This window comes from Nesterenkonia muleiensis, from assembly GCF_003600155.1.
GTDB lineage: Bacteria > Actinomycetota > Actinomycetes > Actinomycetales > Micrococcaceae > Nesterenkonia > Nesterenkonia muleiensis.
This window is the reverse complement of sequence record NZ_QWLD01000029.1, coordinates 57,066-80,137: the sequence shown is the minus strand read 5'-3', so window position 1 is coordinate 80,137 and position 23,072 is coordinate 57,066. Positions and strand designations below refer to the sequence as shown.

Genomic DNA, 23,072 nt, shown 5'->3' with positions numbered 1-23,072 from the left:
CAACGTTGGTCGGGACGGTCCATGTCGGCTCGACCTGCAATAATGCAAACAATCACATAGGAAGGCTTCGGGAGCATGCGGCTGAGCAGAATCGAGTTTGGGGGTTACAAAAGGCTGTTAGATACAGGATGTAACGTCGACGCTGACCTCATTGCGTTAGTCGGTCCGAACGAAGCCGGCAAAACGACCGTGCTAGAAGCACTGTCCTGGCTCACCGAAGGCGGGAATCTGGGGACCCGCAAAGTAAACCGAACAATCGAAGCTGATCTTTCCGGTCCGGCGGTCACTGCGGTGTTTGTCCTCGAGGATTCCGATACTGAAGCATTATCTGCGGTGGACACCACCGTTAAGCCAAAGATGCTTCGCTACTCGAGGTATCGGGATGGCAACACTGAGATTAAGTTCGAACCGCCATTGACTCGAAAGACTGCTCCAGCGGACACAGTTTTAGAGCTGACAAAGGATCCTGAACTGCAAGGCCGGCTAGAAGGCCGGCTTGAGACGGAAGATCTCCAAAAGGTAGCTGATCTGGCCGGCTCACGGCGCGAGTGGAACGAGCAGGCTGGAAAAGACGTGCAGGCCCTAATTCGGTGGCTGGAACTGCCAATTACCGAAACACCGGAGGATGGTAAAGACACCGAAACGGTCGAGCAGCCTACTCCCGAGGCAGACATGATCGCTGCTCAACAGCTTAAAGATTGGCAGCAGCAGATGAGCGAGCCTGAGCCTGCGGCTGTTGCTGGTGTCGCTATCGCAGCTCGCATTCCTAAGTTCTTGTTGTTCTCTGAGCAGGACCGAACACTAAGATTCGAATATAGCCTGTCTCGACGCTCTACCAAGCAGAATGGGAAACAAACACACACTCCGTCCGAGGACGTGCTGAAACCTGACGGAGGGCTAGTCAATTTACTCAAGCTCGGCAATACGAACATCCGTGAGTTCTATGCCCTTGTCCATGACGGAGTGCCTGAACGTACATCCGGGCAGGTCCGAAAAGTCAATAGAGCCCTTAAGGAGGCGATCTCTCCGCACTGGGGACAGCGCAATCTTGAGGTCCGAGTTGATGTAAGCGACACCACGCTTCGCGTTTTCATCGATGACGGAGAAGACACTGCCCGGTTCACCGATCGCAGCGACGGGCTACGAATCTTCGTAGCACTCATCTCATTCCTCGCTCAGCACTCAAGTGATCCGTCACCAATTCTGCTGATTGATGAGGCCGACACTCACCTGCACTACAACGCGCAAGCCGACCTCATCAACTTCCTTCTTGAACTTCCCTCACGCACCATTTACAGCACTCATTCGCCCGGATGCCTTCCCCTAGATTTGGGTACAGGAATTCGCGTGGTCAAGCCCCACCCCGATCGAGCGACCAGCGTGCTGAGCAACAGCTTCTGGGAGAACGATCAGCCCGGCTTAACCCCACTATTGTTTGCAATGGGCGCGGGCGCTGCGGCATTCACTGCGCTCAGAGCTGCCGTATTCACCGAGGGGGCATCCGACATGATGCTCCTACCCACCTTGATCCGTAGAGCAACAAACCAGCACACTCTCGGCTACCAAGTTGTGCCTGGCCTCGCGAACATTCATCCTGACCAGCTTGACCGAACCGACTATGCAGCCGTAAGAGTCGCCTATCTCCTCGACGGGGACGACGGCGGTGACGAGCACCAAGCAGCCCTTGAGAGGGCACATGTACCAAGGGATCGGATTAGGCGGCTCCCTGCGGGCCTGGCCACCGAGGACCTCATCGAACCCGATTTCTACTTGCACACAGTCAATGCCGTCCTCACCGACTCACAGCGCGTCGAACAAGTCACCCGGGAAGATGTGCAGGCTGATCTCGAAAACGGTGTAACTATCGCGAAGTCGGTCGAAAACGCTCTCGGCGGGCACCGCAGAACACCGAGCAAGGTCGCAGTTGCAGGGCGTCTCTTGCGCCACGATGGCCCTATCCCGATGACCGACCAAGCACGTGAGTGCCTAAAGGCCCACCACGCGACTTTCCTGGAACTGCTCAGCATCGAGGGCTAACACTCACAACGAACAGGACTTGCCCTTGAGCACAGCCTTCTGCCTGGTCCACGAAAACTCCCCAAGCTCAAATATCAAGTGCCGCTTCACATTGTTCGACCCGAATGGTGAGCATCACCTCCACCACAGCTCACTTCACCGATGACCCACTCAAAGTCGTGTGAATCGAATCAGTAGTACAGAAGCATCACACCGGAAATGGTGCACTTTCCATTGCTAGACTCTTCCACCAAATTAGCCCTGAGCTGGTCTATTCGCTGAAACTTCAGAGTCGATGTTCATACCGAACCGTCCTAGAGACAGGGCAACATTTGACAAGAACACTTCGCTCTGTGCGTTCCACTGCTCTGTGATGGCCTCATCGATCTCAGCTTGGGGAGCGCCCTGATTGACCTTACTTCGCGAGCTCACGGCACTTCTCGTAATGCCATCGCGTGTGCAAAGCCCACCCTAAGGGTGCCAGTTGCTTCACGATAGGCCTAGCCATTGCATGCAGGACTTGAGCTTGATCCATTACTTTGCGCCCCTAGGGGTTAGCAGATGCTGACGTTCTTCGTGGTTGGTTATCCCTTAGGTGGGTGGAGATCGTTGCCGTAGGAGTTCTTCTCTCCGATTGTGCCGTCTTTTTTCTTGATGACGTATTCGGCCTTGCGTTTCCGAGACATTTCTCGACCGGTACTCTGGGCTTCAGCCTTGTTACTTGACGTGTTGCTCGCACGTTCGTTGCCCCCGACCTTGTTCTTCCATTGGCCGTTCTCGTAGTAGGTCTCTACCGTTCCTTTTTTCGCCATCGTGCTGCCTCTGGCTTGGATAGTACTTCAACACAGTCAGTCACAGGTAAGGATCCCTACCCTTACGCTCTTACTCCATGTCGATGCACTGTGTGTATCGTACCTTCGAGCTGCCGAACCATGCCGTGGTCCCAAGAGACCAGTCGCGCACTCGCAGTCCAAACGATACGCCCATCCATTGACGCAAAAGGCTGGACACGTCGCAGGCCACGTTCGAGAAAGCCTTCATCGAAGGGAAACGTCATCAGCACCAAGGACGCGACGACCCCCATGATGCTCATGCCGAGAATCTCGGAGATGGCTTGTCTGGCAGGGCGGGAGGTAAACCGGTCTTCGTCGTCATGTGCAGATGCTGGTTGACTCATATTCTTTACCCTACGAACAACCACAGCGGTATAAGCACATGTTTACTCTGGATAAAGACGCTAGCGGGGTGACGATAGTGGTTCAGGCTGCGATCTATCTGCGGATTTCGCAGGATCGTACTGGTTTGCGGGCCGGGGTTCAGCGGCAGGAAGCTGACTGTCTAGCTCTTGCTGCCCGCCTGGGTGTCGAGGATGCCCCGGTGTTTGTGGATAACGATATCTCCGCCTTCGATGGCAGAGACCGGCCCGGGTACCAGGCGCTGATCAACGCGGTACGTCGTGGGGTGACCCATATCGTGGTGTGGCATGTTGACCGGCTCTACCGCCGACCCCGAGAGCTTGAAGATCTACTGGATCTGGTGGAGCAGTACCCTGTGCGGATCGAGGCTGTCCGTGGTGGTGGATTCGATTTGAACACCACTGAGGGCCGGCTGATGGCCCGGCAGCTGGTCGCGATCGCTGCCTATGAATCCGGGCATAAATCTGATCGGGTCAAACGCGCTAACCGACGACTGGCCCAGCAGGGCCGCTGGCATGGGCCCGCCCGCTACGGATACGGGCCCGGAGGGGTGCTGATTCCCGAACAAGCCGCAGTGATCCGTCAGATGGCTGACCGGTTCCTGGCTGGGGAATCGTTACGTTCGATCGCCATGTGGCTGAATCACTCGAAGATCCCACCCTTAGGCACTAAGAACGGCACCTCCGGGCTGTGGTACCCGTATACGGTGCGCAGTGTGCTGGCCTCAGCTCGGATCTCCGGACAGCGCGCCTACTCCCCCGATACCCACACCGACCCAGCTGGCGGGCGGGAGATCCTAGGCCCCGGTGAGTGGGATCCGATCATCACCCCAGGGGAGACCGCCCGGATCCGGGAGATCCTCGCCGATCCGGGGCGACGGCGCACCCAGCCGGCTCGACCGAGCCTGCTCGGTGGGATCGCTCGCTGCGGTAAATGCGGGGCTGGGTTGACCATCGCCGGGCACAGCCGAACCACTGGCCGCACCCTGAGGCTGCGCTATACCTGTCAGAGGGATCCTTCCCGCCCGCAGCGGGGCGGGCTGAGCATTGATGCAACGCATCTGGAGGACTACGTCACCGGTCGTGTGCTGCACCGTCTGGCCCACCCCCGGGCCTCCTCGGACACCGCATCACCCAGCGCCCTGCTAGCACAGGTGACTATGATCAACGAGCGGATCCACCAACTCGATCAGGACCGCAGAGCACGCCTCATCGCCACCAGCGAGTACCGGGCTGGGCTGGGCGCCGCAGAAGAGGCTCTAGCAGAGACCAGCCGGCAGTTAGTCGCGACTGGCGGGGCCATTGCCTTACACGCCGCACCCATCGGGGACCCCGTGGCGTTGCAGAGCTGGTGGCAAGCCCTAGATACCACCGACCGGCGTGCTGTGATCACCACACTGATCAGCACCCTCAGAATCAGCCCAGGAAAACCGGGTCGCAGCTTCGATCCATCCCGTATCCGCATCACCTACCGCCGATAACCTAGCGCCCACCTCAGCGCCCCAACCTGGGTGGAGCATGAGCGTGGGCGCTGCAAATCACGGAGTGCCCCATCCCAGTCACGACAGCTCTGATCTATCTTCGGATCTCTGCCAACCGCACCAGTGACCACGCCTCCATTGAGCAGCAACGAGCTGACTGCACCACCCTGGCCGCCCAGCTGGGATACACCGAGGTGATCGAGTTCGTCGATGAAGCCGTCTCGGCCTACCACCACCGGACCCGACCCCAGTACCAGCGTCTGCTGGACCATGTAGAACACGCACCGGCAGCGACCATCATCATCTGGCATATGGACCGCCTCTACCGGCAACCACGAGAACTCGAAGAACTCCTCGACCTCCTCGATGCCCGTCCAGTCCGGGTCGAATCAGTCCAAGGCGGGCTCTTCGATCTCAACCGGCACGAAGGACGCCTCTTCGCCCGTCAGCTGGTCGCATTCGCGAACTACGAATCTGCTCACAAAGGAGCCCGCGTCGCCCGCGCCCACCAACAACGAGCCCACCGCGGGCTCCTCCACGGCGGAACCCACTACGGATACCACCAAAACGGATCCCTGCACCCCGACCAGAGCAAGATCCTGCGCCGCATCATCGATCACTACCTGACCGGTCTCGCGCCCACCGTGATCGCCCGCGAACTCACCGCAACCGGGATCCCTGCACCAGCAGACGGTCCGAAATGGAACGCGACAACGATCACCGCGATCCTCACCAGCCGCCGAGTACATCTCCGAGCCGGAGAACACCACGGCACATGGGAACCGATCATCACCGAAGAAGAATCAGCGCTGATCCGCGCTCTGCAGATCGCACCACGGCGTGATCCCGCCCGATCCTCCACCACACTGCTCGGTGGCATGGCCTACTGCAGTACCTGCGACAACCGTCTGGTCAGCGGCGTGACCCACCGCGGCCAACGCATCTACCGATGCAGAACACACCCCACCTCCTGCGGTCAAGTCACAGCCGACATGACCCAAACCGACCAAGCAATCATCACCCACCTCACAGCACTGCATCCTCTCCGTACAGAACGCCCGCCGTTGCGTCCTCCAGCCTCGATCCTCACCACACTGACAGCCGCGACATCAGCACTACACGAGACGGCACGGCAATACGGTGCCGCAACCATCACCCGAGAAACCTTCCTCACCCATCGGCTACGCCTGATCTCGATCATCGAGGCATCCGACATCGAGCTCCACCGACACCTCCAACACCGGATCCTCCAGCACTACCCCGACGCCCCAGCAACAATGACATCACTGTCCATCAGCCGCCAACGCACCATCATCAACGCCCTCGCCAGCAAAATCACCATCGACCCACGGCGACCCGGCAACGACATCAAATCACGCCTCCAAATACACACCCGCACCTGACCAACCATGAAGAACAGCCATAACCGCCACCATGCGACCTCCACACCACGCTTCGGTCAGCGTCGTTAGACCCAACCAGTAGATCGTTGCATTCAGTGGACCCACCTAGATGGTCTGTATGACATTGAGTGCCCATTTCGGTCGCACGCCAGAGAATTCCGCAGCCCTGAGTAACGGCTCAGCAGCTAGTCTGAGGTGGTGACTAATGAACAGCCGGATGGCGACGAGGGGACCGTTACGGTTCGTGTGGTCGCTGCAGTCGTGTTCGACGATGAGAAAGTTCTTGCGTGCCGCAGGAAGCCAGACAAGGCGGCAGGAGGGCTATGGGAGTTTCCCGGAGGAAAGATCGAATCAGGAGAAAGCCCTCAAGAGGCGCTCGTTCGAGAGATCCGTGAGGAACTCGGCACAACGGTCCTAGTCGACAGCGAACTAAGTACCGATACCACAGTCGTTGACGGTTTGGCGATACAACTGGCGTGTTTTCGCACTTCACTGGCGGGCCCAAAACCTGAACAGAGTTTGGACCACGACCAACTTCTGTGGATTCCTTTAAGCGACCTCGGGCGACTCGAATGGGCCAGGCCCGACCTGCCGGCAGTCAGACGATTGGTCGATTCGGTACGAAGTTGATTACTTGCAGGGTAGTTTCTCGAAGCCTTCCTCAGTTCGTACGACCAAGATGATGTTATGCGTCTGCAAGAGGTCGACAAGATCTTCTTCGGGCTCCCCCGGCAACAACACGACAGGTTCACACCTCAGGCCTAGCCTGCTGGCTACATGGACGTAATCGAGGACTTGACCGATTGCAGTCCGTACATGACCTCGGGAGACAGATTTCTTCGCCTCGACAATCCACTCGCGGTCTTGAACCCAAAAGTCAGGTTCGAGAACTGTGTTCCCACTCGGCAATCGGAGCCGACTTGGCGGGGTGCCCTGATGTGTAAGCCAGTCAGCGAAAGCAGAATGTAGTTTGAACTCAAGACGTGACATCTTGCGATCAGCTACAGGTAGGTTTTCGTCTCGGGTGATAACGACGTCGGAATAATCAGGTCGACTCCAGGACTGAACCTGCGGTGCGGCGGCAGCTCGACCATCCTGCGTAAGCTTTTCTCCTCCATACTCAGGAAGTAAATCCAGCCGCGCAGTCACCGGAACAAGATTAAAAATCAGTCCCTGACGTGAGTCACCATCAATATCCGGAATCATCTCGACCTCGTATGGAAGGTCATCGGTAGTAAAAGCCCCTACATACGTAACGTTCACGCCATTGGTGCGCAACAGACGGATGGTCTTGCCCTTAGAGGCCGACTCATTGATAGCCCGGTTACCTCTTTCAAGTTTCTGATCTCCGCGTTGGCCTTCGCCGGTATAGGCGTAAGAACCATCTTCTCGGAGACCCTCAAACTTGTCATAACCGTATCGTGCCCCCGAACTTGGGTCTGTGAAGATCAAGAGATCTGGGATCGCCCTTGGAGTAGAGATCCCTCCCTGCTGTTGGCCGCCATAGCGTTCATGGATCGCGCGACGTCGCACAGTGTCTCCAGGTTCAAGTGCCCACTCAAGGCTGCGGCGCTCTGAACTGTCCTCAAAATAATCCCGAACGGTCTTGGCCTGGCTTTCGTCCAGTTCCCACCTCGAGGTTTCTTCGGGAAGTCGACCGTAGTGTTTCCGCAGCACGTCACGGACCTGTTTCTGAGTTACGCCAAGTTCGAGAGCGATCTGAGCGGGAGTAAAGGCGACCATACTTCAACACTACGCATCGGTGGGTGCAGTCGCCAAGACAGATCACACGCAAGGCACCGGCCAAACCGCAGCTCAGAGAGCCGGTGTGGGGCAAGGAGACTCCTTGGAGAACAGCTCCCGAAAGAATCACTCCCACTGAGTGGCCTTCAAGAAAACTCGTCCCGGCAGAATCTCGCCTCGAATTGCCTCAGGCCACTCATAGCTAGTAGAGCAACGCCCATCCGTACGCGCCTAAGTCCGCACGGGCGAAACTTATCTAAGCTGAGCTTGACCCTGCCCAAATTGGGGTGTCAAACGCGACATGTGGTATTTCCTGCTCCCGTGGCTCCGCTGACCAGAACATTGAGACCGCTGGCCACGCAGCCGGAAAGAAAGTCGGCGGCCTCAAGAGTGAGTGAGCCCATCCTGACCAGATCATCCAACGAGTTGGCCCTGGCAATGAACTTCCGGATGTTCACCGCCCAATGCCTGCGGGTGATGTCCGGAATAACCACGTGCAGACGTGATCCGTCAGGCAGGGCGGCATCAACGAACGGGGTGGAGTAGTCCAGGCGACGGCCTGAGGACTTCAGCATCCGCTCCACCAAGTCCCTGACCCTGGTCTCAGTCAGGGACACAGACGTCAGTTCAGTCCGCCCTGAACGACTCACGAAGACCTGGTCAGGCCGGTTCCACCACACCTCCTCGATGCCCGGGTCCTCCAGCAGCGGTTGGAGCTCACCGAACCCGGCCACCGAGTGGAAGATCCTGGTGGCAGCCTCGGAGGGCTTTCCCAGCAACGGCAGGGAAGCGATCAGCGAACGCTTGTCATAATCGGCCACAGCCTCATCGACCAAGCGCCTGATGCCGGTGGGATCCTCAGCAGGATCTATCCCACGCACACGGATGGTCTCGCGGACTTCATCCTCAACAATGGTCACAGCGTCCACGACTCTCGCCTTCCACCAAGAATCGGTCAGGTCATCACAGTGCAACACTGCTGAACGGCGGCAGTGTCCACCACATTAGCTTTCCGCAGCAGAAAGCGGAAGGCCTCAGGCAGAATCCCGGGCTCTGGCTCAACCCAGCGCTGTAGTATCAGTGACATGCATCACGCTGCACCAAAGATCGTGCCGTTGCTCCTGACCCTGGTCCTCATGGCTTCCTGCGGCTCCGGCCCGGAGCCGGACACAGCATCCACTGGTGATGAAACACCTGGTGCCCAGACCAGCGGAGACCCAGATCCTCCACCGGAGACTTCGCCGATCGAGGCCGCGGCCCTGTCCGACACCCACCTGGATCGCATCGCGGCAGCACTGCCGAGCTCCGAGGAGCTCCCCGACGGATTCGCCGTCACTCGTCTCTGCCCGTCAACGACCGCCTGCGGTCCCTGGCCCGGCGAAGGCGCCGACCTGATCAGCATCGTGGGCGGCCCGGAGGGTGAGTGGGAGGAGGACTGGCTCCCCCCGAGCATCAGCATGACCATCGCCCGGTACGAGGAGCCTGACCAGGCGGAGCAGCGCACTCAAGAGATCGCCGCTACTTACGAGCCCTATGACGGTGACTTCGACATCGCACCGGATCAGGAGGAAGGCTCCTGGACTCCTGGCGAGGAAGGCACTGGGGAAGTCAGCGCGTTCGTGCTGGACGGCGACTGGTCTCAGATCACCGGACACTTCATGGAAACTCAGATGCGCTACCTCGCCCCCGACGGGGAGGAGACCCAGCTGCGTGAGACAGCAAGAACGGTCTCCGTCCATGAAAGCACCGTGCTGCAGTGCCAGGCTGACCTGCTGGCCGGGGACTCTGCTCTAGAAGTCTGTCAGGACCTGATCACTGACTATATGCAGCGGCTGGCCGAACTTCCAGCACACGTTGAGACCCCCTTCATCACCCCTACACACCTGACAGAGGCCCTGCCGGGTCGGGACGACTTCGATGAGGAGACCCACTACGTCAGCCAGATCTGCCCGGGCGATGACTCCTGTGAGCGTTCGGATCTGGAGGATGTGGCACGCATGACCGTCTACCTTCCGCTGCCCGAGGGTGTGGAGCACGCCACCGGCAGGTCGATCACGAGTGAATCCGGCCGCAGCCTGACCGAGTTCGTCGCAGAGGGGACGGATCTGCGCCAGCGGATGAGTATCCGGGCGCATCTGGACTGGACCGCAGAGGAGGCCGCAACCACGGTGTCGCAGCACGAGGCCTCCTACGACGTCGGCCAGGTCGACTCCTCACCCGAAGCCATGGAAACCACCGAGGAGGACCCGGACGGCAGTTACCACTACGGACTCTCCGGGCAGCAGAGCGTTGAGCCATTCACCCATGATGAGTGGTCTGGGTTCAGCCGGGTCTTCCAGGGCACATGGGAGGACATCCACAGCAACGTTGACCCTGAACAGATCGATGTCACCATCGAGGTGCACCGGGATCGGGCCCGCATCGAGGCTGACGCCTCATTGACGCCGGAGGGAAGGTCCGCCGAAGAGGCCGCCGCCCAGATTCAGGGGATGCTCACCGACTACCTGGACGCCCTCGACAGCGAGCTGAACGTCGAAGAGCCCTAAGAGGGCGAGTTATCCACAGAAATAGCAAACGGCTTCAAACTCGATCATCATGAGCATAAAGTCGATAACTGTTACCTAGCACAGCACAACAGGTCAAGGGGTATCGGCCATGAGCTTTACCGTGACAGTGGTCCACACACCTGATGCGCTCAACTCAGAGCACTGGGAGCAGCTGCGCAGTAGAGCCCCCGGAGCCTATGACCATGAGCTGCGGCTGGTCCTCGATGATCCCGGTGATGGATTGGACGGACCAAGGCTGGATGAGCTGCTGCATCGTTTCCTGGGGACCCCGGGGGTGCGGCTGAGCACCGCCGGGGTGACACTGAGCAGCCTCCAGGCCGGATCAGCGCTAATCCATTCCGCGATGGTCGTCCTGATCTCATCAGCAGACCAGGCCCTGACCCGTCTGGGCGCCTCCCAGCTGCGGCTGTGCCTGGACTCTGGGCCTGATGCCGGCAGGCTCATTCCGCTGCGCCGGGGCAGCACACAGATCGGCCGCGGTCAGGTGGCCGTCTCAGCAGCGGATCCGACCATATCTCGCAGAGAGGCCGTCCTGGAAGTCGGCACCGGCTCAGTACTGCTGCACCAGCGCAAACCGGCCCACCGTCCACCACGCTCACTGACCACAGAGGACCAGTTCCGGCTGGGCTCCACACAATGCCGGCTCAGCGTGGAAACGCCTCTGCCTGCACCCGAGCAGTCCTGGCCGCCGCCGGATGAGCCGGTGAGGGCCAAGCCCCCAGAGAGCAGAAACAAGATGATGCTGGCCTTCGCGCTGGTCCCGCTGGTGGCCGGAATCGTCCTGGTCACCATTACTGGCATGTGGTTCTTCCTGCTCTTCAGCGGTGCCAGCGCCCTGATCGCCTCGGCCATCTTCTGGGACGGCCGCCGGCAGCGCAAAAAGTACCGGCAGCATGTTCGGCAGGCAGCGCAGCGCTGGAGCCGGCGCACGCATACAGCCCTGTGCTCACCCGGCGACCTGATTCTGCAGCTGCGTGGCCACAGCACTGAGACGGTCTACGCCGGGGCCAGTGCCGCAGCGGCTCCGGCCGTTCGGCTGGGCACCGGTACCGTCATCACCCAGCTGGAGTTCGGGACCGGCACCGATCAGGAGCACGACGACGCCGCGGCTCAGGCCGCTGTCGGCATCACCTTGGAAGCCGGGAAGCAGACTGGAATCACTGGCCCGCTGCGCGAGGTCAGGCGGCTGCTGCGCTGGGTACTGGTCCAACTGGTCATGAACCCTGCCCGGCCGCAGACCGTCCTGCTGGGCAGTCAGAGCATTCCCGAGCTGCGGGATCTGGCACGGGTCTCCGCGCTGAGCCCCAAGGATGTGAACGCCCTGTTGGCACACCAGAACCATCACACCACACGGCCTGGAGTCCTCGTGGTGAGCGAACCGGACCAGCACGGCTGTGCGCAGCGGGCACTGTCTGCCGGTTGGCATGTGGTGAGCGTGGGCCCGGAGCTGGCGGCCCACGGCTGGCTGATCGATCTGCAAGAGCGCCGGGTCGAACGCCTCAGCGAGCTCAGCACACCGGAGATCCGCACTGAGGATCTCCGGTTCGAGGGGCTGTCGCATCAGACACTGCGCGAACATCTTCGGCTGGCCCTGCCTCACGGGGTCACTGCAACCGTGGAGGGGGAGGTTCCCCCGGCGTGCACGCACCGGCTTCCCGAGCAGATGTTCACCGACTCAGCGGCCCAGAACCTGGTCGCAGTGCTCGGCCGCAATGCCTCCGGAGTGCAGAACCTCGACCTGATCGAGGACGGTCCGCATGTGCTGATCGCCGGCACCAGCGGCTCCGGGAAGTCCGAACTGCTGAAGACACTGCTGATCTCGCTCTGCGCCCGTTACGGTCCCCAGGAACTGGGGCTGGTGCTGATCGACTTCAAGGGCGGATCGGCCTTCCACCGGCTCAGCCGGCTTGAGCACACTCTGGGTCTGGTGACTGATCTTTCCCAGTCTGCAGCTGAACGGACTCTGGAGGGGCTGCGCAGTGAGCTGTTCCGCCGCGAGCAGCTGTTCCTGGCATCCGGGGCCGGGGACTATGCCGAGTATCGGCAGCTGAACCCCCAACGGCCGCTGGCCCGCATTCTGGTGGTCATCGATGAGTTCAGAATCTTCTCCCACGAACTGCCCGATCAGCTCGATGAGCTGATGCGGCTGGCCACGCTGGGCCGGTCGCTGGGGCTGCACCTGGTGTTGTCCACCCAACGCCCGCAGGGAGTGGTGACAGCCGATATTCGCGCCAACATCGGCTCCAGCATCTGCCTGCGGGTCCGCAGCGAGGAAGAGTCCCGCGATGTCATCGGCAGCACACTGGCTGCGACCATTGAGCGCTCTGCTCCGGGAAGGGCCGCACTTCGGCTACCGGGTGAGGCGCCGCGGCTGTTTCAGACGGCCCAGCTCAGCGGCTGCCACGGGGTGGAGCTGCGGCCCGAGGCCAGGCCCCCAGAGGCTGCCGCGCCAACGGGTTTCAGCGAAGCCGTCGAGACTGTGCGGCAGGGGGCTTGCGCCCCGGAGCACCGGCGCCGGCACACGCCGCTGCTGCCGAGCCTCCCGGCGAAGCTGGCGCCGGAGGACCGGCTCCATCCGAAGGACGGCCCCGCAGCCCCGGTCCTGCTGGGGCGGCTGGACGATCCCTCCTCGCAGAGCCAAGAAGACCTGGTGCTGGACCTGAAAAACCGTCCGCAGTCGGTGCTGCTTCTGGGGGAGACCGGCTCAGGAATCTCTGATGCTGCGGCAGCGACCGCCTCGCAGGCCCTCGCGTCAGAGGCTGCTGCCGATGTGTATCTGTTCGACGGGGACCGCTCGATGGCCGCTTTGGCGGACCACCCCCGGGTGGGCAGTTGGCTCACCGAGGAGGACCTGCGCGAAGTCGAGCACCTCCTGCGTCTCTTATGCGAGGAGATGGCCGCCCGCCGGGTCACCGGCCTGAGCACCAGAGGCGGTGCCCGACCCCGGCCGTTGCTGGTGGTGGTGACTGGTTTTTCCCAGTGGCACGCGGCGTCGTACTCGTCCCTGCAGTCCTTGGAGCATCTCGTGGGCACCTTGGCCGCAGAAGGTCCGCAGGCCGGTATCTCCGTCATGATCTGCGGCGGACGTGAGCTGGCCACCGGGAAGCTCGCAGCCAAGGTGCCGACCCGGATCTACCTGCCGCTGGGCACCTCGGAGGAGATGCGCTACCTCTGGCCGAAACTGCGCAGCACCGACCCAGTTCCGGGACGCGGGGTGTTGCTGGACCCCACGAGACCTGCGCCGGGGACATCTGTCCAGCTGGTCACTGCTGAGGCCCACGCTGAGCAGCCCGAAGCTGGGCAGCTTAACGGCACTGGGCCTCGGCAGGGCGCTGCGGACGCACCGCAGATCCTGGTCCGCCCCCTGCCAGAGAGAGTCCCCCACCACCAGCTTCCGGTCTCCCCCGCCGTTGAGGGCCCAGTGGTGGGACTCCGGCAGTTCACCTGGGAGCCGGCCAGCCTGCCGCTGGGAAAGGTGAACCTCATCCTGGGCTCCCGGGGCTCCGGCAAGTCCAGCTGTCTGCGGCTGCTGCAGCAGCAGATGGACCGAAGCGCACTGCTGAGTCCCGGAGATCGCCTCCCCCAGACTGCGCCACAGATACTGCTGGTCGACGACGCCGCCGGATGCAGCGCCGAACAGCACAGCTACGTCCAGCAGGCCGTCACTGCCGGAGTGCCTGTGGTCGCTACGGCTGCGCCCTCGCCGTCAGTGTTCAGTCAACTTCCCTGGGCGCACCCAGCGCGCACCGAGGGCTCCAACGTGGTCCTCTCCCCAACCACCCGCAGCCAGGCAGATGCCTTCGCGGCGATCATCCCGGTGCTGCCCCGACCGATCCCCGGCCGGGCGGTGCACCTGCGGTCAGAAGGGCCACTATTCGTCCAATGGGCGCTGCCGGCGGCACCTGGTACTGCGGCAGACAGGGACGACTGATGAGAGTTTCCTCATTATCAGGAGGCTCCCAGGTTCTCTCCTGCATTCGGTGAGAGACGGTGCGTAACAATGGACGCTATGAGCACTGAATCATCATCACCAGTCCACCGTTCAGCCCTGAGCATCCTCTCCGTGAGTGCGGCAGCCGCCTTGGCGCTGGCAGCCTGCGCCCCCGATGAGGACCTTCCCGACGACGAGCCCGACCAGGTGGAGGACTCCCCCGCCCCGGAGCCCGAGGAGGAGACCGACGACGCCACTGAGTCTGACGAGGATGAGCAGACTGAGGAAGAGACAACCGACGACCAGGCACCGGAGGCCAGCGGTGACCATCCGGTCTACCGGGCCATTGAGACCGTGCTGGCCGAGTACTCCGGCGGGGTCATCACCGAGTTCGAGGACAACACCAACGACGGCGGTTACATTGAGGTCTTCGTCTATGACGGTTCCACCGAATGGGAGCTGGAGGTCGACGTGGAGACCTTCGAGATCATCGACACCGAGGATGACGGCATCGACGCCGACGATGAGGAAAAGGCCCTTGCTGTCGAGATAGAGATCGCTGAGGCCCTGCAGACCGCTGAGGCTGAATCCGGCGCAGAGCCTCAGGAGGGTGAGCTCGACACCGAGGACGGCACCGTGGTCTGGCAGTTCGAGATGACCAATGACACGGAGGTCTATGTGGACGTGGCCACCGGGGAGGTCGTCAGAACCAGCTGATGGAATGCTGGGAACCTGCTGATTCCTAGGCGTCTCGATAGTATGTGAAGGTGACCACAGAGCAGACCCGAGACCGCGATCTGACCGGATTCTCTCCGAAGGCCCGAGCCTGGCGTGCTTTTCTGGAGACCTCCGCCCTGATCACTGACCGCATGGAGAAAAGGCTCCATGCGGTCACCGGGCTGAAGCTGGCTGAGTACAATCTGCTTCTGCTGCTCGCCGAGGCCGAGGACAACCGGCTGCGGATGGGTGAGTTGGCCGAGCGGATGGTGTTCTCCCCCTCTCGGCTGTCCTACCAGGTCAAGGCCCTCGCCAAGCGGGGGCTGCTATCCCGCTGCATCGACGAGAATGACAAGCGTGGGATGACCGCTCAGCTGACCGAGGAGGGGAAGAAGGTCTTCTCCGCGGCCTCACGAGTCCATGCCCAGCACATCAAGCAGCTTTTCCACCCTGCTCTGGACGACGCCCAGGCCCTCCAGCTGCAGGCCATCTGCGAACAGATCCACCACACCGTCGACCAGGCCGAAGAACCGTGCTAGTCCCGCCAGCAGGTATTGCTACCCTTCGGTCCTCAGTGCTTGGACGATCTGTATGGAGTCAGCCCGCTGACGCAGCAGGCTGATCTCCTCTGCCGCCGCCTGGACTGCGGCCAGCCCCAGCCGGACCCCCACCTCGTCCGTGCCGGGCTCCATCACCACGCCGATGCTCAGCTCGGGTCCGGTTCCGCCGCCGAGGACTCTGCTTCCGTCCCTGGTCTCAGAGAGGATTCCCGGCCCCGGGCTCAGCTGCAGTGCGCTCACTCCTGGGCAGTGCTGCGGGATATCCGCCAGCGCCTGGGCCAGCTGGTGGTCCTGGTAGCTTGGTGTCCAGCTGCTCCCCTGTGCCAGTGCCTCCACCGCGGGCCGCCGAATGACGAAGGTCAAGTGAGCTTCTTCAGGCGTGAAGGCCGCGGCCTCTGCCCGCGGCCGAGAGGCGCGCGGGGTCTCCCCGCCGCCGGAACTAGGAGGGTCAAGCACGACCAGTTCAGCGACTTCGGCCAGGGCTGCGAGCATGACCCGCTCAGCCTCTGCCGCCACCGGCCTGGCCTCAGGGTGCCAGTCCGTCAGTGCCTGGACCGAGGTGAAGGCCGGCATGGCCCTCCGCCCGTCGGAGGCGGTCAGGGTCACCAATGAGATCTCTGCCTCTTTGTCACCGTGCTCAGCATCTGAGTGGCCGGTGGCCAGCACCGGGGCGAACAGGCGCTGACCGGCCAGGGCGTTGACGAAGCCGGGCTCGTCGGTGTCCCCGGCGAGCAGGCGCCGTCGTGCTTCACTGATCACTGGGGTGGTGAAGCCGTCATCCCCGTCGAAGGTATGCAGCGGGTTGCCCTCGCCGCTGAGGTCACGCCCGGCCCACGGAATCCCAGCCGAATCCGCCGGCAGCAGGTTGGCAATATGCGCCGGGAGCTCTCGACTCATCTGGACTCAGCGGCCACCTTCAGCGCCTCAGACAGGGTGAACTTGCCGGCGTAGAGCGCCTTGCCCATGATGGCCCCTTCCACTCCGGAGGAGACCATCGCGGCCAGTGCGGCGATGTCCTCCAGGCTGGAGATCCCTCCGGAGGCGACCACCGGCTTATTGGTCTTGGCCGCCACCTGGGCCAGCAGTTCGGTGTTGGGTCCGCGCAGGGTGCCGTCCTTGGTCACATCGGTGACCACATAGCGCGGGCAGCCGGCCTCCTCGAGCCGGGCCAGCACCTCCCAGAGGTTCCCGCCCTCCTGGGTCCAGCCGCGAGCAGCGAGGGTCTCCCCCCGGACGTCAAGGCCCACAGCGATGGCGTCTCCGTGCCGCTGAATAGCTCTGGCGGTCCATTCGGGATCCTCCAGGGCGGCAGTGCCCAGGTTGACCCTGGTGGCGCCCATCTCCAGTGCGCGGTCCAGGGACTCGTCGTCGCGGATTCCGCCGGAGAGCTCGATCTTGATGCCGATCTGCTCCACCACCCGCTGGAGGATCTCGCGGTTGTGGCCACGGCCGAAGGCGGCGTCGAGGTCGACCAGGTGGATCCACTCCGCGCCCTGCTCCTGCCAGGTCTGGGCAGCCTCCAGCGGGTCGCCGTAGCCAGTCTCAGAGCCGGCTTCGCCCTGGACCAGCCGGACGGCCTGCCCATCGGCGACGTCGACGGCGGGCAGCAGCTCGAGCGCGGCGGTGGTGCCTGCGGGCACAGAGGTCTCAGTCATGGTGGTCTCTCCAGGTGGGGTCTACAGTGAGGTGATCCAGTTATGCAGCAGTTGCATCCCGGCGTCGCCAGATTTTTCGGGGTGGAACTGGGTGGCCGAGAGCGGCCCGTTCTCCACAGCGGCGATGAAATCACTGCCGTGGTGTGACCAGGTGACCTTCGGCGGGTGCATGGCCTCGATGCTCTGGTCGAAGTCCCAGGACTGCACCGCGTAGGAGTGGACGAAGTAGAACCGCTCCTCCTCAATGCCGCGGAACAGGGTGCTGCCCTCTGGTGGGCGGACGGTGTTCCACCCCATATGGGGCACGACGACGTGCTCAGGCAGTGCGGTGACCTCGCCCGGCCATTGCCCCATACCGTCGGCGACGATGCCGTGCTCCACACCGTGCTCGAAGAGGATCTGGTGGCCCACACAGATTCCGAGCACCGGACGGGATCCAGCGATCCTACGGCCGATCCAGCGGGGGGCGTCAATGGCCTGCAGGGCATCCATCACTGCGGCGAAGGCGCCCACACCGGGCACCACCACTCCCTCGGCGTTGAGAATGGTGCCGGTGTCCTGGGTCAGCTCCACATCGGCTCCGGCCCGCTGCAGGGCGCGAACCGCCGAGTGCACGTTGCCGGAGCCGTAGTCCAGAACGGCCACAGTGGGACGGTGGTTCACAGGGCGCCCTTGGTGGAGGGGATCTCGTTGGTGCGCGGATCTGGCTCCACAGCCTCGCGCAGTGCCCTGGCGAAGGCTTTGAACTGTGCTTCGACAATGTGGTGCGGGTCCCGACCGGAGTGCACGCGCATATGCAGGCAGATGGCCGAGTGATACGTGATGGCCTCGAATACGTGCCGGGTCATCGATCCGGTGAAGTGTCCGCCGATCAGATGGTACTGCTGACCCTCGGGCTCGCCGCTGTGAACCAGGTAGGGGCGCCCGGAGACATCCACCGTGGCCTCTGCCAGGGCCTCGTCAAGCGGGACTGACGCGTGGCCGAACCGCCTGATTCCGCGCTTGTCGCCCAAGGCGGCCCTGAGCACCTCACCGATGACGATCGCCGTGTCCTCCACCGTGTGATGGACATCGATGTGGGTGTCCCCCTCTGCTTCGACGGTGAAGTCGATCAGCGAGTGCTTGGCCAGCGCGGTGAGCATATGGTCGTAGAACGGCACGGTGGTGGAGATGGTGGACTCCCCGGTGCCGTCCAGGTCAAGACGCACCTTGACCCGGGACTCGCTGGTGGTGCGCTCCATCTGTGCGGCCCGCGAGGGTGTGCCGCGGCCGGTGACGAGTTCTGCTGCCATAGGAGGCCATCCTATCTGTTCAGGTAGCGGCGCAAGGAGTTCAGGAAGTCCGTGGTTTCGCCCTCAGTGCCGGCAGTCACCCGCAGATGGCCGGCGATGGCGACCTCCCGGATGAGGATGCCGTCCTCCAGCAGGTGCTGCCAGGCTTCATGGGCGTTGTCCACTCCGCCGAAGAGCACGAAGTTGGCATCTGAGGGGTAGGGGCTGAGCCCCATGTCAGTCAGCTCTGTGACCAGGCGGTCCCGCTGAGCTTTGATCTGCTCCACATTGGCCATCAGAGTCTCGGCATGGTCCAGGGCCGCGCAGGCCGCAGCCTGGGTGACCGCCGAGAGGTGATAGGGCAGCCGGACCAGGCGCAGCGCATCGGTGACCGCCGGGGCTGCCGCGAGGTACCCCAGCCTGCCCCCGGCCAGGGCGAAGGCCTTGGACATGGTGCGGGTGACCACCAGGCGGGGCCGGCCGCTGAGCATGGTCAGCGCCGAGGCCGTTCCTGGCTGCCGGAACTCGCCGTAAGCCTCATCGACGATGACCATCGTCTCGGACTCCAGCGCAGCCTGGTAGGCGGCCTCGACCACATCGAGGGTCAACGCAGTGCCGGTGGGGTTGTTCGGCGAGCAGAGGATCACCACATGGGGCCGGTGCTCACGAATCTGGGCGGCGACGTCCTCGGGGTCCTGAATGAAGTCCGGACCACGGGTGCCTGCGATGTAGTGGCTGTAGACGCCTCTGGCGTAGAGCGGATACATCGAATAGGTGGGCGGGAAGGCCATCACCGAGCGGCCGGGACCGGCGAAGGCCTGCAGAATGTGCTGCATGACCTCGTTGGAGCCGTTGCCGGCCCAGATCTGTTCGGACGTTATCGCGGCTGCGGACTCTTTGCTGAGGTAGTCGGCCAGCTTCTGCCGCAGAGCGGTGAACTCACGGTCGGGGTAGCGGTTGAGCGTCTCGGCAACAGAGCGCACCTCTTTGGCGATGGCGTCCACCACGTCTGCGGGGACATCATAGGTGGTCTCATTGACATTGAGCATTGATCTGACGCTCAGCTGGGGCGCACCGTAGGGCTCCTGGCCCCGCAGTTCCTCCCGCAGCGGCAGGTCAGCAAGTCGCGTATCGTTCACCAGTCCATAGTAGTCGGCACTGATCAGTCCGCGGGCACGAAGAGCACCTGACCGTGCTCCAGCTGCGCGGAGTCAAGATCGTTGAGCTCAGCAATCTGGGTGATCAGCTGCTGGATATCGGCATCAGACTCCGCCGCAGAGGCGATCGACCAGAGAGTGTCGCCCTCGGTCACGGTGACCTGCTCGGCCTCCACACCCGATGCCGCTCCGGTGCTGGCCAGCGCCTGGTTGAACAGGGCGGCAGCGGCAAAGACCGCAGCGGCAAGCAGCGCGACTGCCGCCAGCACGGCCGGAAGGCCCAGCAGCAGAAGCCGGCCTCGGCGGGTGAGCCTCAGGCCGGGGGCGTTCAGCCCGGTGTTCGTGGCCGCAGTGTTCGCAGTGGCAGTCATGGGGAAGTCCTCCTAATTCGAACCTGTGTTCTATTTATAGCATATAGTTTCGAACTCAGGTTGCGACACTCACCGATATCTATGGAATCTATGTACGGTTTCGAGTATCCTGAGTATTGAGTTCGAAGTGACATTCGACGGTTGTCGGGGTCACTGACCATCACAGCAGGAGGGTCGGACATGGCTCCGATCCGGTGACCAAAGGATGAGGAGCGCCACGGTGGAGAGAACACAGACGGGCACAGATGACACGGAGGGTCCTCCGCGCCGGCTCACAGAACGTCAGCGGCGGATTGTGGAGATGATTCAGACCTCCTTGTCTGAACGAAGCTACCCGCCGTCGATGCGGGAGATCGGTGACGCCGTCGGCCTGGCCTCGCTGTCCTCGGTGACCCACCAGCTCTCCCGGCTGCAGGATCTGGGATACCTGCGCCGCGTCCCTGGGAAGCCGCGCGCCATGGAGGTCATACGCGACTCCTCCGGCCAGCTTCTGACCGAGGAGCTTTCCACCGGTGAGACCCTCGATGCCTCGAGTGACTCCACTGTGGTGAACCTGGACGCCTACCGCGCTGAGACAGACTCCCGCACCGCCGATGTGCCGGTGGTGGGCCGCATCGCTGCCGGCGGGCCGATCCTGGCCGAGCAGCAGGTGGAGGATGTGATGCCGCTGCCGCGTCAGCTCACCGGCGAAGGTGAGCTCTTTATGCTCCAAGTCCGGGGGGATTCCATGATGGATGCCGGAATCTTCGAGGACGACTGGGTGGTGGTGCGCCGTCAGCAGGACGCTGACAACGGCGATATTGTGGCCGCGCTGCTGGAGGATGAGGCCACGGTCAAAGTGCTCAAGCGCCGCGACGGGCACCAGTGGCTGCTGCCGCAGAACCGCATGTATGAGCCCATCCTCGGCGATGAGGCCTCCATTATGGGCAAGGTCGTGACGGTGCTGCGGAGCCTCTGAGCCGTCTCAGCCATCGCGCAGGCGCTGCAGCGCCTGCCGTGCGACATCACCTTTGGCGGTGGCCCAGAACTCCGGCATGGACCGCTTCAGGAACGCTCCGTAGCGTGCGGTGGCGAACCGGGAGTCCAGGATGGCCAGGACACCCTTGTCCTCAGTGCTGCGGATCAGCCTCCCGGCACCCTGGCTGAGCCGAATCGCCGCGTGGGTGGCCGCAACCTGCATGAAGCCGTTCCCTCCGGCCCTGGCGACCTCCTGGCTGCGGGCGTTGTTCAGCGGATCATCCGGCCGTGGGAACGGAATCCGGTCAATGGTCACCAATCGGCAGGCTCTGCCCGGAACATCCACGCCTTGCCACAGGCTCATCGTTCCGAACAGGCAGGTCTCCTCATTCTCAGCGAACTCCCGCACCAGGGCCGACGTCGTGGCGTCCCCCTGGCAGAGAATCGGCACCTCAAGCCGTCCGCGCAGATCCTCGGCGGCCTGCTCGGCAGCTCTCCGGGAGGAGAACAGGGCCAGGGTGGCACCGCCGGAGGCTTCGATGAGTTCAGCCAGCTCGTCCCGCTGCGCATCTTGAGTCTTCAGTGAGGGCGCGGGCAGGTGCTTGGCCACATAGAGCATCCCCTGGCGCTGATAGTCGAAAGGACTGCCCACGTCTGCGCCCTCCCAGTCCGGGGCGTCCTGACCCAGCAACCCCAGTGACCCGGCGACCGGCTCGAAACTGTCGCCGATGGTCAGCGTCGCCGAGGTCAGCACCGCCGTGCGGGTGCCGAAGAGCCCCTCGCGCAGCCGTGAGGCCACAGTGGTGGGGGCGACATAGAGCATCGGCGGCTCAGTCAGATCCGCCGGACGGTATCCCTGTCCCGGCGTGAAGGTGCCCGGTCTGGTCACCCAGATCACATCGGCGGTCTCGCTGCTGGAAAGCATCCGCTCGGCCACATCGTGGACCGCCTGCAACCGGGCACGAGCCGTGGTGCGCCCGGGATCTGCCTCCGCCTCGCCGGAGGGCTTGGAGTCCGACAGCGCGGTTCTGGCCGCGCTGAGCGCTGTTTCGATGGCACGGGACTGCTGCTCGTTCAGCCCGCTGCCGTTCCTGAATCCGGTCAGCAGCCCATCTTCGACTCCGCTGAATGCCGCCTCCACGGCAGTGCCCGCGGCGTGGAGCCCCTCCACGCTGATCGCGGTGTGCTTCCTGGCGGAGCTCGCCGCGGCCTGGATCATCTGGGCAGAGAGCTGCGCAGTCACCGCTGAGGTGACTCGTTCGGCGAGCTCATGGGCTTCGTCGATGATCACTGCATCATGCTCGGGAAGCACCTCAAGGCCTTCGAAGGCGTCGATGGCGAGCATCGCATGGTTGGTGATCACCAGATCCGCCTCGGCTGCGTCCTTGCGCGCCAGCTCGGAGAAGCACTCCTCGAACATCGAGCATCTCCGGCCCAGGCAGTCCACCGCATTGACCGAGACCTGCCGCCAGGCTTTATCGGTGACTCCCACCGGGAGGTCATCACGGTCGCCGCTGCTGGTGGTCTCAGCCCATTCGCGCAGCATCACCACCTCTTTGCCGAGCTTGGAGGTGGGCTCAAAGGTGGTCACTCCGCCGGTGGGCTCCACGGCGGCGGCGAAGAGGGCCTCTTGATCCTCGTCGTCCTCCGGGAAGCCTCCGGCCAGCTTCTGCTTGCACAGATAGTTCGCCCGGCCTTTGACCAGGGCGACCTCTGCCGGGCGCGGCAGCTTGCTCTGGACGCTCTGCAGCAGTCGGGGAAGGTCCCGGCCCATGATCTGGGCCTGCAGGGCGAGAGTCGCCGTGGAGATCACCACCGGCTTATTGGCCGTCACCGCATAGTGCAGGGCGGGGATGAGATAGGCCAGGGACTTGCCGGTGCCGGTGCCGGCCTGGACCAGCAGGTGCTTTTCACCGCTCAGGGAGTCCGCCACCCGCCGGACCATCTCCACCTGGCCACTGCGCCGGCTGCCTCCGAGGGAGGCCACCGCGGTGTCCAGGAGCTGCTCAGCAGCCTGCCGGTGCGTGGTGGTACTCCCTTGGGTCACA

General features: G+C 62.9%; 18 protein-coding genes and 2 pseudogenes. 10 read left to right on the top strand and 10 right to left on the bottom strand.

The features are described 5' to 3' along the window. Window positions 1-72: 72 nt before the first annotated feature. Window positions 73-240, top strand: a pseudogene (locus DVO78_RS18245) (AAA family ATPase); the annotation flags it as partial. Window positions 241-357: 117 nt separating this feature from the next. Beyond that, entirely contained in the window at window positions 358-2,037 is a 1,680-nt protein-coding gene (locus tag DVO78_RS08400; RefSeq protein WP_338016575.1) for an ATP-dependent nuclease, read from the top strand. A gap of 563 nt (window positions 2,038-2,600) precedes the next feature. Here DVO78_RS08400 and DVO78_RS08395 read toward each other — a convergent pair. Continuing rightward, a complete protein-coding gene (locus DVO78_RS08395; protein ID WP_120004366.1) occupies window positions 2,601-2,828 on the bottom strand; it encodes a DUF2188 domain-containing protein in 228 nt (75 codons plus the stop codon). A 433-nt stretch (window positions 2,829-3,261) separates the two neighbouring features. On the opposite strand from DVO78_RS08395, the gene DVO78_RS08390 reads away from it, so the two are divergent. The 3 genes from DVO78_RS08390 to DVO78_RS08380 all read left to right on the top strand — a co-directional run bounded on the left by DVO78_RS08390 (window position 3,262) and on the right by DVO78_RS08380 (window position 6,725). Next, complete coding sequence (locus DVO78_RS08390) at window positions 3,262-4,692, top strand: recombinase family protein (RefSeq protein WP_162301578.1); 1,431 nt, start codon at window positions 3,262-3,264, stop codon at window positions 4,690-4,692. Window positions 4,693-4,742: 50 nt separating this feature from the next. Beyond that, the gene (locus DVO78_RS08385) at window positions 4,743-6,095 is read left to right on the top strand and encodes a recombinase family protein (protein ID WP_338016574.1); all 1,353 of its coding nucleotides are present in this window, start codon (window positions 4,743-4,745) and stop codon (window positions 6,093-6,095) included. Window positions 6,096-6,293: 198 nt separating this feature from the next. Next, entirely contained in the window at window positions 6,294-6,725 is a 432-nt protein-coding gene (locus DVO78_RS08380; RefSeq protein WP_238385203.1) for a (deoxy)nucleoside triphosphate pyrophosphohydrolase, read from the top strand. On the opposite strand, the gene DVO78_RS08375 is transcribed toward DVO78_RS08380, so the two are convergent. Then, window positions 6,726-7,838 carry an SRA domain-containing endonuclease gene (locus DVO78_RS08375; RefSeq protein ID WP_120004363.1) on the bottom strand — a complete coding sequence of 371 codons (1,113 nt, stop codon included), beginning with the start codon at window positions 7,836-7,838 and terminating at the stop codon, window positions 6,726-6,728. A 302-nt stretch (window positions 7,839-8,140) separates the two neighbouring features. Beyond that, a pseudogene (locus tag DVO78_RS08370) lies at window positions 8,141-8,767 on the bottom strand (ATPase, T2SS/T4P/T4SS family); the annotation flags it as partial. Window positions 8,768-8,923: 156 nt separating this feature from the next. On the opposite strand from DVO78_RS08370, the gene DVO78_RS08365 reads away from it, so the two are divergent. The 4 genes from DVO78_RS08365 (at window position 8,924) to DVO78_RS08350 (ending at window position 15,592) form a co-directional block, all read left to right on the top strand. Then, window positions 8,924-10,384, top strand: a complete 1,461-nt coding sequence (locus tag DVO78_RS08365) for a hypothetical protein (RefSeq protein ID WP_120004361.1) — start codon at window positions 8,924-8,926, stop codon at window positions 10,382-10,384. Between the two features lie 109 nt (window positions 10,385-10,493). Continuing rightward, a complete protein-coding gene (locus DVO78_RS08360; RefSeq protein WP_120004360.1) occupies window positions 10,494-14,336 on the top strand; it encodes an FtsK/SpoIIIE domain-containing protein in 3,843 nt (1,280 codons plus the stop codon). A 78-nt stretch (window positions 14,337-14,414) separates the two neighbouring features. Beyond that, window positions 14,415-15,053, top strand: coding sequence for a PepSY domain-containing protein (locus DVO78_RS08355; protein ID WP_157983951.1), 639 nt, complete (start codon window positions 14,415-14,417; stop codon window positions 15,051-15,053). Window positions 15,054-15,103: 50 nt separating this feature from the next. Next, window positions 15,104-15,592, top strand: a complete 489-nt coding sequence (locus DVO78_RS08350; protein WP_157983950.1) for a MarR family winged helix-turn-helix transcriptional regulator — start codon at window positions 15,104-15,106, stop codon at window positions 15,590-15,592. An 18-nt stretch (window positions 15,593-15,610) separates the two neighbouring features. Here the strand turns inward: DVO78_RS08350 and DVO78_RS08345 are convergent, their stop codons facing one another. From DVO78_RS08345 to DVO78_RS08320, 6 genes are read right to left on the bottom strand one after another with little or no spacing between them, the layout of a single operon-like run. Further along, the gene (locus DVO78_RS08345; RefSeq protein WP_120004357.1) at window positions 15,611-16,510 is read right to left on the bottom strand and encodes an SseB family protein; all 900 of its coding nucleotides are present in this window, start codon (window positions 16,508-16,510) and stop codon (window positions 15,611-15,613) included. Next, on the bottom strand, window positions 16,507-17,268 hold the full coding sequence (gene priA / locus DVO78_RS08340) for a bifunctional 1-(5-phosphoribosyl)-5-((5-phosphoribosylamino)methylideneamino)imidazole-4-carboxamide isomerase/phosphoribosylanthranilate isomerase PriA (RefSeq protein WP_120004356.1): 762 nt from the start codon (window positions 17,266-17,268) through the stop codon (window positions 16,507-16,509). The genes DVO78_RS08345 and priA overlap by 4 nt, the downstream gene beginning before the upstream one ends. Before the next feature lie 21 nt (window positions 17,269-17,289). Next, window positions 17,290-17,931: an imidazole glycerol phosphate synthase subunit HisH gene (gene hisH, locus DVO78_RS08335; RefSeq protein ID WP_120004355.1), complete on the bottom strand. Its 642-nt coding sequence runs from the start codon at window positions 17,929-17,931 to the stop codon at window positions 17,290-17,292. Next, window positions 17,928-18,560, bottom strand: a complete 633-nt coding sequence (hisB, locus tag DVO78_RS08330) for an imidazoleglycerol-phosphate dehydratase HisB (protein ID WP_120004354.1) — start codon at window positions 18,558-18,560, stop codon at window positions 17,928-17,930. Before hisB ends, hisH begins: the two co-directional genes overlap by 4 nt. 11 nt (window positions 18,561-18,571) lie before the next feature. After that, window positions 18,572-19,678 carry a histidinol-phosphate transaminase gene (locus DVO78_RS08325; RefSeq protein ID WP_120004353.1) on the bottom strand — a complete coding sequence of 369 codons (1,107 nt, stop codon included), beginning with the start codon at window positions 19,676-19,678 and terminating at the stop codon, window positions 18,572-18,574. A gap of 23 nt (window positions 19,679-19,701) precedes the next feature. Next, window positions 19,702-20,067 (bottom strand): LysM peptidoglycan-binding domain-containing protein, encoded by a 366-nt coding sequence (locus tag DVO78_RS08320; protein WP_120004352.1) that lies wholly within the window; start codon window positions 20,065-20,067, stop codon window positions 19,702-19,704. Between the two features lie 301 nt (window positions 20,068-20,368). Between DVO78_RS08320 and lexA the strand changes: the two genes are divergently transcribed. Continuing rightward, window positions 20,369-21,025, top strand: coding sequence for a transcriptional repressor LexA (gene lexA, locus DVO78_RS08315; protein ID WP_420799082.1), 657 nt, complete (start codon window positions 20,369-20,371; stop codon window positions 21,023-21,025). A 6-nt stretch (window positions 21,026-21,031) separates the two neighbouring features. On the opposite strand, the gene DVO78_RS08310 is transcribed toward lexA, so the two are convergent. Continuing rightward, window positions 21,032-23,071 carry an ATP-dependent DNA helicase gene (locus DVO78_RS08310; protein WP_238385202.1) on the bottom strand — a complete coding sequence of 680 codons (2,040 nt, stop codon included), beginning with the start codon at window positions 23,069-23,071 and terminating at the stop codon, window positions 21,032-21,034. Window position 23,072 lies beyond the last annotated feature (1 nt).

Excerpts from the sequence above, each read along its gene's own strand:
- DVO78_RS08400 (WP_338016575.1), top strand. The coding sequence starts at position 358 with ATGCTTCGCTACTCGAGGTATCGGGATGGCAACACTGAGATTAAGTTC.
- DVO78_RS08395 (WP_120004366.1), bottom strand. The coding sequence starts at position 2,828 with ATGGCGAAAAAAGGAACGGTAGAGACCTACTACGAGAACGGCCAATGG.
- DVO78_RS08375 (WP_120004363.1), bottom strand. The coding sequence starts at position 7,838 with ATGGTCGCCTTTACTCCCGCTCAGATCGCTCTCGAACTTGGCGTAACT.
- DVO78_RS08365 (WP_120004361.1), top strand. The coding sequence starts at position 8,924 with ATGCATCACGCTGCACCAAAGATCGTGCCGTTGCTCCTGACCCTGGTC.
- DVO78_RS08360 (WP_120004360.1), top strand. The coding sequence starts at position 10,494 with ATGAGCTTTACCGTGACAGTGGTCCACACACCTGATGCGCTCAACTCA.
- DVO78_RS08355 (WP_157983951.1), top strand. The coding sequence starts at position 14,415 with ATGAGCACTGAATCATCATCACCAGTCCACCGTTCAGCCCTGAGCATC.
- DVO78_RS08345 (WP_120004357.1), bottom strand. The coding sequence starts at position 16,510 with ATGAGTCGAGAGCTCCCGGCGCATATTGCCAACCTGCTGCCGGCGGAT.
- priA (WP_120004356.1), bottom strand. The coding sequence starts at position 17,268 with ATGACTGAGACCTCTGTGCCCGCAGGCACCACCGCCGCGCTCGAGCTG.
- hisB (WP_120004354.1), bottom strand. The coding sequence starts at position 18,560 with ATGGCAGCAGAACTCGTCACCGGCCGCGGCACACCCTCGCGGGCCGCA.
- DVO78_RS08320 (WP_120004352.1), bottom strand. The coding sequence starts at position 20,067 with ATGACTGCCACTGCGAACACTGCGGCCACGAACACCGGGCTGAACGCC.
- lexA (WP_420799082.1), top strand. The coding sequence starts at position 20,369 with ATGATTCAGACCTCCTTGTCTGAACGAAGCTACCCGCCGTCGATGCGG.